This is a genomic window from Desulfobaculum sp. SPO524 (assembly GCF_044987625.1).
In the GTDB taxonomy this organism is placed as follows: Bacteria; Desulfobacterota; Desulfovibrionia; order Desulfovibrionales; family Desulfovibrionaceae; genus Desulfobaculum.
Window position 1 is genome coordinate 573,014 of sequence record NZ_JBJDSB010000001.1, and the last position, 18,480, is coordinate 591,493.

9 protein-coding genes are annotated in these 18,480 nt (G+C 59.7%); all 9 read right to left on the bottom strand.

The window, feature by feature from the left end; genetic code table 11:
• Position 1: 1 nt before the first annotated feature.
• Positions 2 to 628, bottom strand: coding sequence for a lactate utilization protein C (locus ACI3L3_RS02435; protein WP_404843503.1), 627 nt, complete (start codon positions 626 to 628; stop codon positions 2 to 4).
• A gap of 122 nt (positions 629 to 750) precedes the next feature.
• On the bottom strand, positions 751 to 1,968 hold the full coding sequence (locus ACI3L3_RS02440) for an acetate kinase (protein ID WP_404843504.1): 1,218 nt from the start codon (positions 1,966 to 1,968) through the stop codon (positions 751 to 753).
• 27 nt (positions 1,969 to 1,995) lie between these two features.
• The gene (gene pta / locus ACI3L3_RS02445) at positions 1,996 to 4,110 is read right to left on the bottom strand and encodes a phosphate acetyltransferase (RefSeq protein WP_404843505.1); all 2,115 of its coding nucleotides are present in this window, start codon (positions 4,108 to 4,110) and stop codon (positions 1,996 to 1,998) included.
• 54 nt (positions 4,111 to 4,164) lie between these two features.
• Positions 4,165 to 5,460, bottom strand: a complete 1,296-nt coding sequence (locus tag ACI3L3_RS02450) for a (Fe-S)-binding protein (protein ID WP_404843506.1) — start codon at positions 5,458 to 5,460, stop codon at positions 4,165 to 4,167.
• A 4-nt stretch (positions 5,461 to 5,464) separates the two neighbouring features.
• The gene (locus tag ACI3L3_RS02455; protein WP_404843507.1) at positions 5,465 to 6,844 is read right to left on the bottom strand and encodes an FAD-binding oxidoreductase; all 1,380 of its coding nucleotides are present in this window, start codon (positions 6,842 to 6,844) and stop codon (positions 5,465 to 5,467) included.
• A 136-nt stretch (positions 6,845 to 6,980) separates the two neighbouring features.
• A complete protein-coding gene (locus ACI3L3_RS02460) occupies positions 6,981 to 8,693 on the bottom strand; it encodes an L-lactate permease (RefSeq protein WP_404843508.1) in 1,713 nt (570 codons plus the stop codon).
• 1,186 nt (positions 8,694 to 9,879) lie between these two features.
• A complete protein-coding gene (gene nifJ / locus ACI3L3_RS02465) occupies positions 9,880 to 13,536 on the bottom strand; it encodes a pyruvate:ferredoxin (flavodoxin) oxidoreductase (RefSeq protein WP_404843509.1) in 3,657 nt (1,218 codons plus the stop codon).
• Between the two features lie 409 nt (positions 13,537 to 13,945).
• Positions 13,946 to 15,409 (bottom strand): sigma-54-dependent transcriptional regulator, encoded by a 1,464-nt coding sequence (locus ACI3L3_RS02470; RefSeq protein ID WP_404843510.1) that lies wholly within the window; start codon positions 15,407 to 15,409, stop codon positions 13,946 to 13,948.
• On the bottom strand, positions 15,399 to 18,050 hold the full coding sequence (locus ACI3L3_RS02475) for an ATP-binding protein (RefSeq protein ID WP_404843511.1): 2,652 nt from the start codon (positions 18,048 to 18,050) through the stop codon (positions 15,399 to 15,401). Before ACI3L3_RS02475 ends, ACI3L3_RS02470 begins: the two co-directional genes overlap by 11 nt.
• Positions 18,051 to 18,480 lie beyond the last annotated feature (430 nt).

Sequence of the window (18,480 nt, forward strand, 5' to 3'; positions counted from 1 at the left end):
CCTAGTCCTCCAGCAGCAGAATGTGCAGTTCCAGCGGGCCATGAACACCCATGGCAAGCACGCGCTCGATGTCGGCGGTGCGGCTCGGTCCGGTGATGAACGCCATGTAGCTGGGGGAATCGTCCACCATGGAGACGAAATCCTTCTCCACCTCGTAGGTAGTGGCGCGCAGGCGGGACTTGGGCAGAATGGCGACATGATTCTCGGCAATCATCGTGGTCAGGCGGACCTCTTCGCTGGAGGACTGCTGCACCAGGGTGCCGGAGTCCGCAACGCCGTAGTCAGCAACGGTCACGCCGATGTCGATACCGGCCAGATGGTTGCGCATGCCTTCCTTGATCAGCGTAAAGCCGCCCTCCTCGCACAGGCCTGCGAGTTCGGCAAAGGCGTCATCATCAAGGGCAGGGGCAGAAATGACTTTGTCCTGCTTGGCGTCACAGGTAGCCTGCGCGCCGTCGGACAGAGCCTCGCCGCAGCCGGAAAGCAGCAGCTGGCAGGCGTCCTTCTTCGAGCAGAGATCCATGGTGTAGGCAAAAGCCTCGGAAAGGCTCTTCACCTCGGAGACGGTAGCGCCGACCTTGGTGGCGCGCTCCGAGAACTCCGTAACGAGTTGTTCATTTGAGCTCATACGTATTCCTCCCCATATCGGGCACGTTACTGTCCATTCCGCACTCCGTCAGGACGCGGATTCCTTAAAGAAAAGGTAGGGACCTCCGGCACAGAGGAGGTCCCTACCCTTATGTGAGTGGATTACGCAGACTTGGTGCCGATAAGGGCCTCAGTGTGCTGCGCGATGGCAAGCTCTTCGTTCGTGCGGATGACGAACACGGGCGTGCGGGAGCTTTCAGTGGAGATGCGCATCCAGTCGCCGGGGCGCTGGGCGTTGGCTTCGGTATCCAGCTCGATGCCAAAGTTCTCCAGACCGCTCAGGGTCTTGGCGCGGACGATGTCGTCGTTCTCGCCGATGCCGGCGGTGAAGACGATGCCGTCAACGCGGCCGAGTTCGGCCATGTAGGCGCCGATGTACTGGCGCACACGGTGGCAGAGCATGTCCAGAGCAAGCTGAGCGCGCTCGTCGCCCTTTTCGCAGGCGGCGTGGATGTCGCGCAGGTCGGACATACCGCACAGGCCCTGCAGGCCAGACTTCTTGGTGACCATTTCGTCCAGTTCATCAATGGTCATGCCCTTTTCGCGGGCGATGAAGCCAAGGATGGTGGGGTCGATGTTACCGGTACGGGTGCCCATGATGACGCCGCCGGTGGGGGTGAGGCCCATGGAGGTGTCGATGCACTTGCCGTCCTTGATGGCGGTCACGGAGCTGCCGTTACCGAGGTGGACGGTGATGAGGTTCAGCTCGTCCAGCGGGCGCTCCAGCAACTCGGCGGCCTGACCGGCCACGTAGCGGTGGGAGGTGCCGTGGAAGCCGTAGCGGCGCACGTGCAGTTCCTCGTACATCTCGTAGGGCAGCGCGTAGTGGTACGCGTGCGGGGGCATGGTCTGATGGAAGGCGGTGTCGAACACAACCACATGGCCGGCATTGGGGAACAGGCGCTGGGCCACGTTGATGCCGGCGAGGTGACCGGGGTTGTGCAGGGGCGCGAGAGGTGCAACCTCTTCAATGCCCTTCTTCACTTCCTCGGTAACGATCATGGGAGTGGTGTACTTTTCGCCGCCGTGGACGATACGGTGACCCACGCCCTCGATCTCGGACGTATCGGTGATAACGCCAATCTCCTTGGAGACCAGCTTCTCGATGACCAGCTCCATGCCGACCTCATGGTCCGCGATGGGCTGTTCGAAAACGCTTTTGGATTCCTGATCGGTGTCGGGGTAGCGCTTGTGGGAGAGGACACCCATGTCCAGACCGATGCGTTCCACAACGCCGCTGGCCAGCACGGAATCGGCGGCCATGTCGAACAGCTGATACTTGATGGAGGAGCTGCCGGAATTGATAACCAAAATCTTCATGTTTCTATCCTTTCTATTCAAACGGGCCTAGACGAGCCCTTTTTCAGCCTGCGCCTGAATGGCGGTAATAGCCACGGTGTTCACGATATCGGGGATGGTGCAGCCACGGGACAGGTCGTTCACGGGCTTGTTGAGGCCCTGCAGCACGGGACCAATGGCCACCGCGCCAACGGAGGAACGCTGCACTGCCTTGTAGGTGTTGTTGCCGGTGTTCAGGTCCGGGAAGATGAACACAGTCGCCTTGCCCGCAACATCGCTGCCGGGCATCTTGGTGGCGGCCACGTCGGGATCCACGGCGGCGTCGAACTGGAGCGGACCTTCGAGCGGCAGCTCGGGGGCCTTTTCCTTGGCCAGCGCGGTGGCTTCCTTCACCTTTTCAACGTCGGCACCCTTGCCGGAAGCGCCCGTGGAGTAGGACAGCATGGCCACGCGGGGGTCCACACCAAAGATGCGGGCCGTCTGGGCGGAGCCGATGGCGATCTCGGCCAGCTGCTGGGCGTTGGGGTTCGGGTTCACGGCGCAGTCGCCGAAGACGTGGACGCGGTCCTTCAGGCACATGAGGAACACGCTGGAGACGATGGACGCCTCGGGCTTGGTCTTCACGAACTCAAAGGCCGGACGGATGGTGTGGGCCGTGGTGTTGATGGCGCCGGAAACCATGCCGTCGGCGTGGTCCTTGTGCACCATCATGGTACCGAAGTACGTGGGGTCGAGCATCTTGTCGCGGGCTTCGTCGATGAGGATGCCCTTGTGCTTGCGCGCCTCGAAGTAGGTCTGGGCGTATTCGTCCAGCAGGTCGGAGGTGGCGGGGTCGATGATGGTCGCACCGTCGAGGTTGACGCCCAGCTCGGACACCTTGGCCTTCAGCTTGGCGGTGTCGCCAAGAATGATGACCTCGCACACATTGCGGCGCAGCAGAATCTCGGCGGCAAGCAGAATGCGGTCGCACTCGCCCTCGGGCAAGACGATGCGCATTCTGTGGCTCTTGGCCTTTTCCACAAGGTTATACTCGAACATCTTCGGGGTGACCTTGGTGGACTTTCTGGCAACCAGACGCTCGGAGAGTTCCGCGCCGTTGACGTGGCTCTCGAAGGTGCCGAGGGCAAGGGCGATCTTGCGCTGGTCCTCGGGGTCGATGCGGCCGTAGAGTTCGGCCAGCTTCTGCGTGGTCTGGTAGGTGTGGCCCTTCACGGAAAGGATGGGCAGCGGCACGCCGGTCCAGCCTTCAATAAGGCGGTGCATGTTGGCCGAGGGCTGCAGGCCGCCGGTCAGGACGATGCCGGAGATGTCGGGGTAGGCGCCAGACAGCCGGGACGCCAGAGCAGTAATGATGATGTCTTCACGGTCACCGGGGGTGACGATGAGGCTGCCCTTGGAAAGATAGTCGAGGAAGTTGCCAATCTGCATGGCGGCGACGAGGTAGTCGTCCACCAGCGTTTCCAGGCGGCCATGTCCGTACAGGACCTTGGCGTCCAGCCAGCTCATCACGTCCTTGATGGTAGGATTGCCGAGGCCTTCCTCCTCCGGAATGACGTAGACGGACAGGGGCTGGGCGCAGCGCACCTTGCATTCGATGTCGGACTTGATGGAGGCGATGTCCGCATCCTTTTCGGCCCTGTTCACAACAGCCGCAACAACTTCAACACCCTTCTCTTCCATCGTGTCGATGGTCAGCTGGGTGGATTCGACAATCTCCTCGTCGCTCTTGGAACGGCCGGAAACGATGAGCATCACCGGGCAACCGAGGTTGGCGGCGATGTCGGCGTTGAGGTCAAACTCAAAAGCGGCGTCCTTGCCCTGAAAGTCCGTGCCTTCGCACAGCACAAAGTCGTACTCGGCCTCCAGGGCCTTGTACTTGGCAAGGATGTTCTCAAGCAGCTGAGCGTGCTGGCCGCTGTTGGTCAGTTCGCGGGCCTCGGTCAGCGTGCAGGCGTAGGTGTCCTCGTAGGCGATGTCCAGATTGAACTGCTTGAGGATGAGGTTGATGTCGTGGTCCCGGGCACCATCAGCGTTGTTGTTGATGATGGGACGGAAGAAGGCGACCTTGCGCACATCGCGCGTGAGCAGCTGCATCACGCCGAGGGCGATGGCCGACTTACCGCTCCGGGATTCGGTTGCGGTGATGTACAGATTTTTCGACATGGCGATTCCTCTGTTTCCGGGCGGCGGCCATGGCCGCCGCCCGTACGCGGTTTGTTAGCCGAGCGTTTCCGCGTAGATCTCGATGACATGCTTTACGGTGATGCCATCGCCGTGCTGCGAGAGTAGATCGCTCATCTGCAGCATACACGCGGGACAGCCGGTCGTGACGACCTTGGCCCCGGAGTCGACGATGTTCTGTCGTTTGCGTTCACCGATCTTCTTGGAAACGTCGTAGTGATAGAGGTTAAAACTGCCGCCATTCCCGCAACACCTGTTGTGCTCGTTCATCTCCCGGAAGTCGTAGGCCGGGTTTGATTTCAGCAGAGCACGGGGCTGCGCGGTGACGTGCAACGACTTATCCAAATGGCACGGGTCGTGGTACGTGACGGGAGTGCCGCCCTTGGGGGCCTCTTCCGCGACCTCGACGCCGAGCTTGTCCACAATGAACTGGTTGATGTCGATGGCCTTGTCGGCCAGCTCCATCGCCGTGTGGCGAATGGCGGAGGGCATCTCCGCAGCAAACTTGGGCCACACTTCTTTAAATGCTGCCGTGCAGGAGCCGCAGGGAGTGACCAAATAGTCGAACGGCACCTTGCCGAACATCTCCACGTTCTTCTGCACCAGCCGCATAAAGGACTCCATATCGCCGGAAGCCAGCGACGGAAGTCCGCAGCATGCCTGCCCTTCGGGCATGAACACGCCAACGCCGTGGTGCTTGAAGATCTTCAGCGCGGACATGCCGACACTGGGGAAGAACTTGTCCACAGCGCATCCGGGATAGAAAGCAATCTTAATGCCAGAAGCGCCCGGCGTGGTATCTAAACTCGGAACTTCGCGGTGGAAGGCCTTCTTCGCCAGCGGCTTGAAGTGCCTGTCGCCGATGATGGGGCTCATCAGCTTGGAGCAGGACGTTCCGATAATGTCGTCCGCCTTGGAGGTCACCAGCCCCTGGAACTTGCCGCCAACGTCCAGCAGGGCGTTGAACAGCTTCGGGCGGGTGAGCATACCGCGAAGGATAGCCTTCTTGGCAGGAGAAAGGCCGAGGTAGCCGTTCACAATGCAGCGCGCCTTCAGGAAGATGTCCATAATCCGAACACCAGAAGGACAACTGGCCGCACAGGAACCGCACAGCAGACACTTGTTCAGACGCTCTTTGACGCCGTCGGCGTCCTTGATCATCTCGTGCGCCAGATTCTCCAGCAGCGCGATCTTGCCGCGCGTGACGTCGGCCTCGGACATGGATTCCGCAAACACGGGGCACACGCCCTGACACATGCCGCACTTCATGCAGGCGACCATCTGGTCGTCCAGTTCCTGCAGCATGGTTGCGAGTTTTTGCAAGTCAGCCATTCCTCTACGCTCCTATGATCTTGCCGGGGTTCAGGATACCCTTCGGGTCCACGGCCGCCTTGATCTTCTTGGCGTAGTCGATGGTCGCCTTGGAGGTCTCCTTCTCCAGCCATTTGGCCTTCGCAAGACCGATGCCATGTTCGCCGGACAGCGTGCCCTTAAGGGACAGTGCCACGTCGAAGATTTCGTCAACAGCCGCTTCCACACGCTCGAACTCGGCCTTGTCGCGGCGGTCGCACAGGATGGTCGGGTGCAGGTTGCCGTCGCCAGCATGGCCGAAGGTGCCAATCATCACGTTGTGCTTCTTGGCAATCTCGTTGATGGAACGAATCATGTTTGGGATCTGGGAGCGCGGCACAGTGGCGTCTTCCAGAACGGTGGTCGGTCTGGCGCGGGCAAGCGCGGGCAGAGCCGCGCGGCGGGCTTCCCAAATGTTGTGGCGCTCGGCGGCGTCTTTGGCGGCCTTCACGTCGATGGCGCCGCACTTCTTGGCGATTTCGATAACCTTTTCGGCTTCGTCGGCAACCTGTGCGGGGTGGCCGTCAACCTCGATGAGGAGGATGGCGTCTGCCTCGGTGGGCAGGCCAACCTTGGTGAAGGCTTCCACCAGCTCGATGGTCTTTTTGTCCATCAGCTCAAGGGTGCAGGGCACGATCTTGTTGGCGATGATGGCGGCAACCGTCTCGGAGGCTTTGTCGATGGAATCGAACACGGCCATCATGGCCTTGTTGTCCTGCGGCGGAGCCACGAGCTTGAGGATGATCTCGTTGATGACGCCGAGGCTGCCCTCGCCCGCCACCTGCAGTGCGGAAAGATTGAATCCGGTCACACACTTGACCGTACGGGAGCCGGTTTTCACCAGTCCACCGTTTACGTCAAAGAAATCGACGCCCATGACATAGTCTTTGGTAACGCCGTACTTGAGGCCACGCAGGCCGCCTGCGTTCTCGGCCACGTTGCCAGCCAGAGTGGAGACGTTCTGAGACCCCGGATCCGGAGGATAGAACAGACCACGCTTGGCAACCTCGTTGGCGAACTGCGCGGTGACAACGCCGGGCTGGACCACTGCGTACAGGTCTTCCTCGTTAATCTCAAGAATCTTGTTCATGGCATTGGTGAGAATCACCACGCCATTGCGGCCCGGAATGGTTCCGCCGGAGAGATTGGTGCCAGCGCCGCGAGGCGTAATGGGCATGCCGTTCTCGTTGCAGAGCGCCACAACCTTGCCAAGTTGTTCACTATTGGTCGGGCGAACAACCAGTTCGGGGATTACAGGATCAAGAACGGCAGAGTCGTACGAGTACGCCTGCTTATCAGGCTCGGCGTCCATTACGTTCTCTTTGCCGACTACGGCTTGAAATTCCTTTATCAGGGCATCATTCATCGTACTCTCCTGAACTCTGGGCTGACGTTACGAGATGGACCGGGGGCGGTAAAGCCCGCCCCCGGCATCTCGACATACACACGTTGTATTGGTTTCGGGCCACTTTCGCGGCGAGAAACCCTTCAATTCTTCCCGCTTAGAAGAGGTGCGGGAAGAAAACGAAGCTCATCAGGCTGGCAACAATGCCAACGACCAAGCCGTACAGCAGGAAGGGCCATACGGTCTTCTTGAGGATCTGTCCTTCCATGCCGGACAGGCCAACCACGGCGCACACAGCCACGATGTTGTGGATGCACACCATGTTGCCCATGCCGCCACCAACGGCCTGAGCGGCCACGATGATCTGGCGGGGCAGGTCAAGCGTAGTGGCAACGCCCCACTGGAACTCAGCAAACAGCAGATCGGAAACCGTGTTGGAGCCAGTGATGAAGGAGCCAAGACCGCCAACGAAGGAGGCAAACATCGGCCATGCGTTGCCAACCATGGCGGCAACCATCTTGGCCATTGCCAGCGGCATGGAGGGATAACCGTTGGGGTTGAACATCTCGTTGCCAACACCGGAACCACGGAAGATGGACACCAGCGCCACAGCAAAGAACAGCGCGATGGCGGGGTTCTTCATCTTCGCGATGGACTCGGTCCATGCCCGCTTCACTCCATCACCGTTCATGCCGTGGATGAAGATGGTCAGGATGGCAACAAGAATAAAGGGAATGGTGCCGGGCAGGTACAGGTACGCGATGGCACCGTCAACGCCCTCGTATCCAAGGATGTTGGTGAAGGAAATCTTCTGGGCAGCGAGGAAGCCCTTCAGGCCAAGCTCGGGGATACGGGTGATAACAAGGATGAGGCCGATGAGCACGTAGGGGACCCATGCGCGGAACTGGGTCATGTGCGGGCGGAACTCAGCCTTTTCGTCAGGGGCGATAGAACCAGTCCATTCGGCCTCCCACTTGCTGTGAGGACCAAAGTCCCACGTGTCCTCAGGCACGCAGAAGCCACGCTTGGCACCAAAGATCAGGATGCCGAGACCAATCAGACCGCCAATCATGGACGGGAATTCGGGTCCGACAAACCATGCGAAAATCATATACGGCACAGTGAAGGACACAGCCGCAAACATGCAGAACTTCCATGCCTTAAAACCGTCAGACCAGCAGCGGTTGGGGCCGAACACACGGGTGATGAAGCCCAGCGTGAACACAGGAAGGATAAAGATCATGGGCAGGTGCAGCAGCGTAGCCCACTTGCCAACCAGCATGTTGAAGGACTCCATGCTGGTGAAGTTCACACCAGCAAGGCCGGAAACGGCAGCAGCTTCCACAAGGTCCTTCAGGAACTTCAGGCCGAGGACGACAGGCGTACCAACAGCACCAAAGGTCACCGGGAAGGAGTTGTACACCAAACAGATAACGGCAGCGGCCAGCGGCGGGAAGCCGAGGCTCAGCAGCAGCGGTGCAGCCAGCGCAGCGGGAGTGCCGAAGCCAGCAGCACCCTCAATGAACGCCGCGAACATGTAGCCAATAATGATGGCCTGCACGCGTCTGTCGCGAGAAATATTCTGGAAGCCGTACTGAATGGTTTCCATACCACCACTGTACTGCAACGTGTACAGAATAAGGATTGCGCCAAAGACAATGATCAAAATGCCAATGGCAGTTACAAAGCCCTGAAGAGTCAGAGCGGCCACGTACCCGGTAGGCAGCTGCCACGCCAAAATAGCGCCCAGTGCGGTAACAAGCCACGCCAGAGGCATAGCTTTAGTTGCAGGCCAACGAAGGCCCACCATAAGCACCAGTGCGAGCGCTATGGGAAGAACGGCGACAAGGGCCAAAACTCCTATGGACATAGAAGGCTCCTTGGAAAGCGAGTTAGAGGTTGAACGATAATCCACACCCTCTTCAACAAATTGCGTGCCAAAACATCACCAACCACACTTTCCCAAGGATAACAGCGGTTTATGAAATCACAGCTCTGGTGATTCCACAAACACAAATCCGCACGCTGTCTGAAAAAAAGGACTCACCAAAACGCCGATCCAACCCGGGAAACCCTGCGCGATATGTGGAGCCTAATCCACTCAAATAGTTTACTCTTTTTCACTTCCCTGCACAGGCAACATCCCAGTTAAGCAGTATACTACACGGGTTTTCGCCATTTCTAAAGGGTGTCCGGCAATTCAGACGGCCACGCAGAATCTGGAAAATCAGACACCAGTCCCCTTCTGGTGAAATTTGCACTTTCCCGCATGATTCCTTGGTTTACGGGTTGACGTTCACTTTTGCGGAACACTTTTTCCCGCAAAAGTGAACAAAATGACCCTTTTTGAGGGTCCACGCCAGTGGACAAAACACCGGCACATACGACTATCCGAACCAATACGCCCCACAAAAATACCAAGCGAGGCACTTTTTTTAGCTGGGCAGGCACAATTGAAGAGAAAGAGGGCCTTCGGCGGGCGAAGGGAATCAAAAAGGAAGAGGGCCTCCGGCGACTTGAGCTCTTAGGTCGTTCGGCCTGAAAGGACGAAGGGCCTTAGAGATCAAGATAGCAGAGCTGCTCAAGGGAATGATTCCCTTGAGAATCCCCATGATTTTCGGGGCGGAAGCCGCCCCGAAAATAGGGGTGGGCGGGCTGGTTCTCTTGTCTTTTCCTGTTCGTTCTCTTTTCCTCATCCACGCCTAACAGGGATTCTCACCGCCCTGCATACAGTGCCAACGCCCCCCCCCAAAAAAAATTCTTCCCATCCACACGGACGAGAGCCACACAGGGGTGACGACTGCCCCCGACAACGGCACCCGGCCTGTGCGCACATGGGATTCTCAAGGGCCCACGGCCCTTGAGCCTGCGGAGCAAATGCCTTCCCGCCTTCTCCCCTCCCCCAGCCCTCATCCGCTCTCAACCATTCCCCCTCATCACAGCCCTCCCCACTCCTCCCGCATCAACACCTCTAAGCGCTGGATACAAAAAAAGAGGGGCGCGGCAGATGCCGCGCCCCTCTTAGGGAGCGTCGTATGACGATGGCTTACGAGAGCTTATTTGCCCTTGCGGCCGTCGTCGCATGCGTCGCCGGATTCGGGGCGGGCATGCTCGGGGGTTGCGGCGGTGGCGCACTGGTCGCCAGCATCGCCACCCTTCAGCTCAACGTCGTCGGGGCTGACGACCTTGGGGCCTTCGAGCGCTGCGAGAGACTTGTAGTACTCGAAGCGGTGCATGTACTGCTGCTCGATGGCTGCGCGGAGCTTCTTGGACTCCTCGGGGAAGGTACGTTCCAGCAGGCCGTAGCGGTTTTCGCCGCCCATGAACTCCTGAATGGTACCGTCGGGGTCCTTGGACTCGAAGATGAAGGGGTTCTTGCCTTCTTCAGCGAGCTGGGGGTTGTAGCGGTACAGGGGCCAGTAACCGGACTTGACGGCCAGTTCCTGCTCGTACTGGGAGCGGCCCATGCCCTTACGGATGCCCTGGTTGATGCAGGGAGCGTAGCAGATGATCAGGGAAGGACCGGGGTAAGCTTCTGCTTCCTTGATGGCCTTCATCATCTGCTGCTTGTTGGCGCCCATGGCCACGGAGGCCACGTAGACGTATCCGTAGGTCATAGCCATCTGGCCGAGGTCCTTCTTACCGGTCTTCTTACCGGAGGCAGCGAACTTGGCGATGGAGCCGAGAGGCGTTGCCTTGGAGGACTGGCCACCGGTGTTGGAGTACACCTCGGTGTCCATGACGAACACGTTGACGTCTTCGCCGGAAGCGAGGATGTGGTCCACGCCGCCGAAGCCGATGTCGTAGGCCCAGCCGTCGCCACCGAAGACCCAGAAGGACTTCTTGGTGAAGAGGTCTTCCATGGAGAAGATCTCGTCGAGGAGCGCGGTGGGAGCCACTTCGCACAGCTGGCCGCGGAGCTGATCGCCGTACTTCTTGGAGAGGTCGGCGTCGTCCTTGTTGTCCAGCCAGTTCTGCATGGTTTCCTTCAGCTCGGCCGGGATGTCGGAAGCGATGGCTTCCTGCACGAGGTCGGCGAGCTTGTTGCGGCGCTGGATGACACCCATGGACATGCCGTAACCGAATTCGGCGGCGTCCTCGAACAGGGAGTTACCCCAGGTCGGGCCGTGGCCGTTGCGGTTGGTGCAGTAAGGCGTGGTGGGTGCGGAAGCGCCCCAGATGGAGGAGCAACCGGTGGCGTTGGCGATGACCATGCGCTCACCGAAGAGCTGGGTCAGCACCTTCACGTAGGGGGTCTCTCCACAGCCGGCGCAGGCACCGGAGAACTCGATGAGCGGCTGGAAGAACTGGGAGTTCTTCACGTTGTCGCGCTTGGCGAGCAGGTCGCTCTTGTCGCTGATGTTGGCGGAAGCGAAGTCGAGGTTCTCCACCTGAGCGTCGAGCTGGGTGTGCAGGGGCTTCATGACGAGAGCCTTGTCCTTGGCGGGGCAGATGTCTGCGCAGTTGCCGCAGCCGAGGCAATCCTGAGCGTAAACCTGCATGCGGTACTTCATGCCCTTCATTTCCTTGGGGGCCTTCACATCGATGGTTGCGAAGGTCTCGGGGGCGCCGTCCAGCTCATTCTCATTGGCCACGAAGGGACGAATGGCGGCGTGGGGGCACACAAAGGAGCACTGGTTGCACTGGATGCAGTTTTCGGGGATCCACTCGGGCACGTTGATGGCGACGCCGCGCTTTTCAAAGGCAGCGGTGCCAACAGGAGCCAGACCGTCAGCCTCGAAGGCGGACACGGGCAGATCGTCGCCCTTCTGGGCGAGGATGGGACGAACCACGTCGGTGATGTACTCGGGCTCGGCCTTGGCGCCGCAGCAGCAGTCGTCGGCAGCGGTCAGCCAGGACTCGGGCACCTTGACCTCGACGATAGCGTCGGCGGCCTTGTCCACAGCCTGGTGGTTCATGTTGACGATCTTCTCGCCCTTCTTGCCGTAGGCCTTGACGATAGCGTCCTTGAGGAGCTTCACGGCCTGATCGAAGGGAATGACGTTGGCGAGCTTGAAGAACGCGGTCTGCATGACCATGTTGATACGGCCGCCAAGGCCCACTTCGCCGGCGATCTTCACGGCGTCGATGGTGTAGAACTTCAGCTTCTTCTCTGCGATTTCGCGGCGGAGGGAAGCGGGGATTTCTTTTTCCATCTCCTCAACGGACCAGGGGCAGTTCAGCACGAACACGCCTTCGTCCTTGATGCCGTCCAGCAGGTCGTACTGGTGCACGTAGGCCGGGTTGTGACAGGCCACGTAGTCGGCATGGTTGATGAGGTAGGTGGACTGGATGGGCTTTTCACCGAAGCGCAGGTGAGAGATGGTGATACCGCCGGACTTCTTGGAGTCGTAGGCGAAGTATCCCTGAGCGAACATGTCGGTGTTGTCGCCGATGATTTTGATGGCGCTCTTGTTGGCGCCAACGGTGCCGTCAGCACCCAGGCCCCAGAACTTGCACTGCACGGTGCCTTCGGGGGTGGTGTCGACCACGTCGGACACTTCGAGGGAAGTGTGGGTGACGTCGTCGTTGATGCCCACGTTGAACTTGGTCTTGGGCTGGTTCACCTTCATGTTGTCGAAGATGGCCTTGACCATGCCGGGGGTGAACTCCTTGGAGCCCAGGCCGTAGCGGCCGGCAACGATGGTGGGCATTTCGCCGCGTTCCATGAAAGCGGTGCAGACGTCCTGGTAGAGCGGATCGCCCAGTGCGCCGGGTTCCTTGGTGCGGTCGAGCACGGTGATGGAGGTGGCGGTAGCCGGCACCACGGACAGCAGAGCGTCGGTGGACCAGGGGCGGAACAGGCGCACCTTCACGAGGCCAACGCGCTCGCCCTTGGCGACGAGGTGGTTGATGACCTCTTCGATGGCTTCACAGCCGGAGCCCATGGCGATGATGACGCGCTCTGCTTCCTCGTGGCCGACGTAGTCGAACAGGCGGTAGCGGCGGCCGGTGATGGACTCGACCTTCTTCATGTTCTCCAGAACGATGGAGGGCAGCTCGTTGTAGAACGAGTTACATGCCTCACGGCCCTGGTAGTAGATATCGGGGTTCTGGGCGGTGCCGCGAATCTCGGGGTGTTCCGGATTGGCTCCGCGCTGGCGGAACTCTTCGATGGCTTCCCAGTTAACGATCTTCTTGATGTCCTCGTAGTCGATGACTTCGATCTTCTGAATCTCATGAGAGGTACGGAAGCCGTCAAAGAAGTGCATGAACGGAACGTTGCTGTCGATGGCGGACAGGTGCGCGACCAGAGCGAGGTCCATGGCTTCCTGCACGGATGCGGAGGCCAGCATGGCGAAGCCGGTCTGGCGGCAGGCCATGACGTCCTGATGATCGCCAAAGATGGACAGAGCGTGCGCGGCAAGGGCGCGTGCGGAGACGTGGAACACGCCGGGCAGCAGCTCGCCGGAGATCTTGTACATGTTGGGGATCATCAGCAGCAGACCCTGAGACGCGGTGAACGTAGAGGTCAGCGCGCCGGCAGCCAGGGAACCGTGAACGGCACCAGCGGCGCCCGCCTCGGACTGCATCTGCTTGACGTTCACAATCTGGCCGAAGATGTTCTTGCGGCCCTGTGCTGCCATTTCATCAGCCACCTCGCCCATGGTGGACGACGGGGTGATGGGATAGATGGCGGAACAGTCGGACAGCGCATATGCGATATGCGCTGTGGCTGTATTGCCATCCATGGTCTTCATGTGTTTAGGCATAAATCCTCTCCTTAAGATTCATGAAACGGTTTCCGATGCATCGGCACGGAACCCGCGGACATGTGGGAAAAGCGCCACAAAGCCAACAAGAACCGTGCCAGAACCTTACCATTTCTTTTTCCCTGCAAAACCGGGAAATTGGCGATAAACCGTACGAACCCACCAGCCGCTCCCGCGGCCGGAAAGTCTGTTTTTTCGGACGAAATGCCCGCGCACCTGTTTATTCGCTCAACCAGTGGCATACAGCCACTACCATCTTCTTCCTTCCATTTCGAGTATAAGTTGTCCACAAAAAATCCGCCGAAGCGCTGAAATCAACGGGTGGACGGCATGCGCCCACCGGGACCGGCCTGCGGTCTGTTTTTTCGGACAAAGTGTCAGCTGTCTGAAAAAAAGGACAACCGAAACATCATTTTGAAGAGATGCCCATCTTCTTCAGCAGCGCATAATAATGCGAGCGGGAAAGACCGGAAATCTCAAGAATTGTAGACAGTTCGCCGTCATAGCGCTGGAGAAGATACTCCAGATAATGCTTCTCCATGCGGGACTTGAAGTCCTTGAGGCTGGGCACCTGGCCGTCAAACTGCGCCTCCAGCCATGAGGCGGCGTCCTGCGCCGGGCCACCGGCAGGCGGCATGCCGGGCGCGGATGCGGGCTGGTCGTCCTTGCCGCCCTCCAGCGTGGCCTTGGCAACCTTGATGCGCACGTCCTGCGGCAAATGCATGGCGTACAGCGTCTTTTCCTGCCCGGAGGCCACAAAGGCACGCTCCAGCACGTTGAACAACTCGCGGACGTTGCCGGGCCAGCCATAGGCTCCAAGCACATCAAAAAAGTCCGACCCAAAGCCCTTGACGGGCAGCTTGTAGTCCTCGCACAGCTTGTTGATGTGATGAATGGCCAGCGGACGGATGTCCTCGGCGCGGCTGCGCAGGGGCGGCAGTTCAATGGTGATGGTCTTGAGACGGAACAGCAGGTCCTCGCGGAAGTCACTGTCCCGGACCATGGACTCAAGGTCCTTGTTGGTGGCCGCAATGAGGCGGAAGTCGCTCTTTTCCTCCTGCGTGGAGCCTACGGGCCTAAAGCGCTTTTCCTGCAAAACGCGCAGGAAGGACTTCTGGAGGGAAAGGGGCATCTCGCCGACTTCGTCGAGGAACAGGGTGCCGCCGTCGGCCATTTTGACCAGCCCCGTACGGTCCTTGTCCGCGCCGGTGAACGCGCCCTTGCGGTGGCCGAAGAGCGTACTCTCCACCAGCGTTTCGGTGAGGGAAGCGCAGTCCACCACCACAAAACGCCCGTCGCGGCGGGGACCATTTTCGTGGATGGTGCGGGCTGTGAGTTCCTTACCGGTGCCGGTCTCGCCAGTGATGAGGGTGGACGAGGCCGAGCGCGCGGCCTGCGCCATCTGGTCAAAGACGGTGTGCATGCCAGGGCCATGGCCCACCACATTTTCAAGGTTCAGGGCAATGACCGGGGCTTCGGCGCGCTTTTCCTCGCGGTACTTGAGGGCGCGCTGCACGCTGAGCATGGTCTGCTTGATGGGCGTTGGCTTGACCAAGTAGTCCCACACGCCGCCCTGAATGGCCAATTCCGCCCCATCCGGGTCACCCTGCCCGGTGAGGATAATGACTTCCGGCGAACCGGGGATGGATTTGATTTCGGGAAGCGCATCCAGTCCGTTGCCGTCGGGCAGACGGACGTCGAGGAAGACCACGTCGAAGTCGCGCTCGCGCATGGCCCGCAGGCCATCAGCCAGCGTGCCCGCGGTTTCGCAGTGCAGGAGCATGCGCCCCAGCAGGCTCTCCATGGTCCCGCGGACCTCGGGGTCGTCGTCCACAACGAGGATGTTCCCGAATATGTTCTCGTCATTGAGCATTGGTCTGCAAGATTTCCCTTATGGCTTCGGACAGGGTGTTTCTGTCGTAGGGTTTAAGCACAACCTTCACGATGTTTGGCATGGCCTGCGCCGCCTGCACCGCCCGCTCGCGTCCGGAGACCATGAGCACGGGCATGCCGGGCGACACCTCGGCAAGACTGCGGGCCAATTCCACACCGTTTTGCCCCGGCATGTCATAGTCCGTGATGACAAGGTCAAACGGCGTGTCGTCGTGGGCGATGCGGTCCAGCCCGGCTGCCGCGTCGTGCACGGGCACCACGCGGTATCCCAGCATTTCCAAAACGCGGGGGATGGTGGCTAGCTGGTCCGGGTCGTCTTCGACGAAGAGGATGCGTCCCTGTCCGGGAGTTGCGGATACCACGCTCCCGGCACTCTCGCCAGTCTCTTTTGCCACGCGCGGCAATCTGACGACGAAAGCGGTCCGCATTCCCGGCGCGCTGGTCACTTCCACACTGCCCTTGTGCACCTTGATGATGCCCAGCACCACGGCAAGCCCAAGGCCGGTGCCCTCGGCCTTGCCCTTGGTGGTGAAGAACGGATCAAAAATCTTGTCCACAATCTCGGGCGGAATGCCGGGACCATTGTCCGCCACGGTCAGCACCGCATAGCTGCCCGGCGGCAGGTTGCGCAGCTCGGAGGTGGAGACGTCGATTTCCTCGGTCTCCAGCGTAATCTCCAGCCGTCCGCCTGTGGGCCGCAGCGCGTGGAAGGCGTTGGTGCACAGGTTCATCACCACTTGATGAATCTGCGTCGGGTCCGCAAGGCAGGTGCCCATTTCATTGCCTATCTGCGTGGTGACCTTGATATTGCGCGGCAGAGAGGCCTTGAGCAGTCCCACGGCGTCGCGCACCACGTCCTCAATCTTGACATATTGGAAGCCCTCCTGCGAGGGGCGCGAGAAGGTCAGAATTTTTTTGACCAATCCACTGCCGCGCTGCGCGGCCTTGAGCACGCGCTCCAAATCCTGCCCCGCCGGGGTCTGGGTGTCCACATCCAACTGGGCCAGCTCCGTGGAGTTGATGATGGACGTAAGGATATTATTGAAATCATGGGCAATACCGCCCGCCAGCGTGCCGATGGCTTCCATCTTTTGCGACTGGAGCAGTTGCTTTTCAAGGTTGGCTTCCTTGGTGACGTCCTCGCCCGTGGTCAGGGTGCCCATGACGCTCCCTTTCTCGTCAAGCAGGGGCACCTTGTTCACTTCCAGCACGCAGGTCTGGCCCTTGGCATTGATGACCGTCCGGCGCTGGCGGCGGATGGGACGCTCCGTCTCCATGACCTGCCTATCCAGCGGCTCATCCCATTGCAGGTAGTCATTGAGCACCGGGATGGCGGATTCCTTGCGCCCTATAATCTTGCTGGGCGAGGCAAGGCCAAAGAAATCCGCAAAGTAGCGGTTGGCACCAAGGTAAATCTGCTTGCGGCCCTTCCACGTCACCAGCATGGGGATGGTGTCCATGAGGATTTCCTGAAAGGACAACTGCTTTTCCATCTCCATCTCCGCCATGCGGCGGCGGGCGATGTTGCGCACAAGAAACAGCGTCGTCACCATCAGCAGGAAGAAACTCACCATGATGGTCCAGAACAGCCCGCGGTCCACCTCGTAAAACGCCTTGGGCGCGTTGACGATGATGCTGTCCACGGGCAATTCGCTCTCATCAATGCCCATCTTCTGCAGTTGGTTGTAGTCGAATTCGAAACGGCTGGGGGTGGAATGCACCACGGGGATATCCCCAGCCCGCTCGCCGCCAAGCACGCGCAGGGCGAGTTCCGCGGCCTTGCGCCCATGCTCCTGCCCGGAAAGCAGCTTGCCGCCGACAATCCCATGCCCTAGGAGAAACTCCCAACTGGAGTAGATGGGCGACGACGTATTCCGGGACGCAATCTCCAACAGCTCCGCCGCGGAATAAAAGCGCCCCTTGATGGACTGATAGAAGGGGATGAAGAAGAAAAACGTGTCGTCCGAGGCCTCGCGCACCTGCTTGCGCAGTTCGTCGGTGTCGAATCCAGACCAGTACTCCACGTCCAGCCTGTCCTTGAAGCGGGGGGTGGCATCCAGCAGCTGGTTACGGATGGCCACGCCGGTGACGGACTCATCACCAATAATGACAAGGCGCTTCTTTTCAGGGTGGAATTTGAGGGCGATGCCAAGGGTATCGGCTACGTCAAAGTTTTCCACCACGCCCGTCATGTCGCGCCCGGAGATCACCTCCGGCGAAAAGTCGTTGATGCCACAAAAGACCGCCGGGACGCCGGGAAACAACTCCGCCCCGCGTTCAAGATAAAAATTGAAAGCGTTGTTGTCGGACAGGACGATGACGTCAAAGTGCATGCCCCGGAATTTCCGCTTGTACAAGTCGCCAAGCAGGGACGACAGGAAGCCGAGCTCGTACTTCTTGTAGTCCATATACTCCACCTGCAACTCCACCTCGCTGTGGCCCTGCAAGCCTTCGCGCAGTCCCTCGAATATATCGTCGGACCACGAATACCCGTCATGGTAGGAGTTCAGGTACAGGATATTCCCCCGCACCGGAGCCGCGCCCGCGTCACCGCCAAACGGCAGCACACACACAAGCGCGCAGAGCACAGGTAGCGCCAGCCGCAAAATATGCCTCTTCATCCCAAACCTCAGATGCTGATTTCATGTATTGCCATCGCGATATAATTGCGCTTACAACGATGTGGCTGTTTACGAAAAGTGTTGGCCCACCGTGGTTTTCTGCAATGGCAGTGCCACAGTGCGCGCGCCATACCCACGCGCGTCAGCATCAGCATGCCCGCTTTTGCGCGCAAACGGAAGGCCAAGACACACACCGGGGAGGGCGACGGGGCTGTGGCGCACTGCTGTGCGAAGCCGCGTCGCAGACGGCTCCGCTGCCCCCTCAGTGGACGTGCGGAATACGCGCTCCTGCGCACCAGTCCAGCCGGCCTTTCCCATGGGAAATACCTATCAATTCCCAGCCTAATAGGGAGACACCCCTATTTTCTTGGCAATGGCATTGACATAACGTAAACGGTGTTTGTAATAGGTCGTTCCTTTTTTGCGCGCT

Coding starts and splice junctions, on each gene's coding strand:
- ACI3L3_RS02470 (WP_404843510.1), bottom strand. CDS start 15,409: ATGCTCAATGACGAGAACATATTCGGGAACATCCTCGTTGTGGACGAC.
- pta (WP_404843505.1), bottom strand. CDS start 4,110: ATGTCGAAAAATCTGTACATCACCGCAACCGAATCCCGGAGCGGTAAG.
- ACI3L3_RS02460 (WP_404843508.1), bottom strand. CDS start 8,693: ATGTCCATAGGAGTTTTGGCCCTTGTCGCCGTTCTTCCCATAGCGCTC.
- ACI3L3_RS02455 (WP_404843507.1), bottom strand. CDS start 6,844: ATGAATGATGCCCTGATAAAGGAATTTCAAGCCGTAGTCGGCAAAGAG.
- ACI3L3_RS02450 (WP_404843506.1), bottom strand. CDS start 5,460: ATGGCTGACTTGCAAAAACTCGCAACCATGCTGCAGGAACTGGACGAC.
- ACI3L3_RS02440 (WP_404843504.1), bottom strand. CDS start 1,968: ATGAAGATTTTGGTTATCAATTCCGGCAGCTCCTCCATCAAGTATCAG.
- nifJ (WP_404843509.1), bottom strand. CDS start 13,536: ATGCCTAAACACATGAAGACCATGGATGGCAATACAGCCACAGCGCAT.
- ACI3L3_RS02435 (WP_404843503.1), bottom strand. CDS start 628: ATGAGCTCAAATGAACAACTCGTTACGGAGTTCTCGGAGCGCGCCACC.
- ACI3L3_RS02475 (WP_404843511.1), bottom strand. CDS start 18,050: ATGAAGAGGCATATTTTGCGGCTGGCGCTACCTGTGCTCTGCGCGCTT.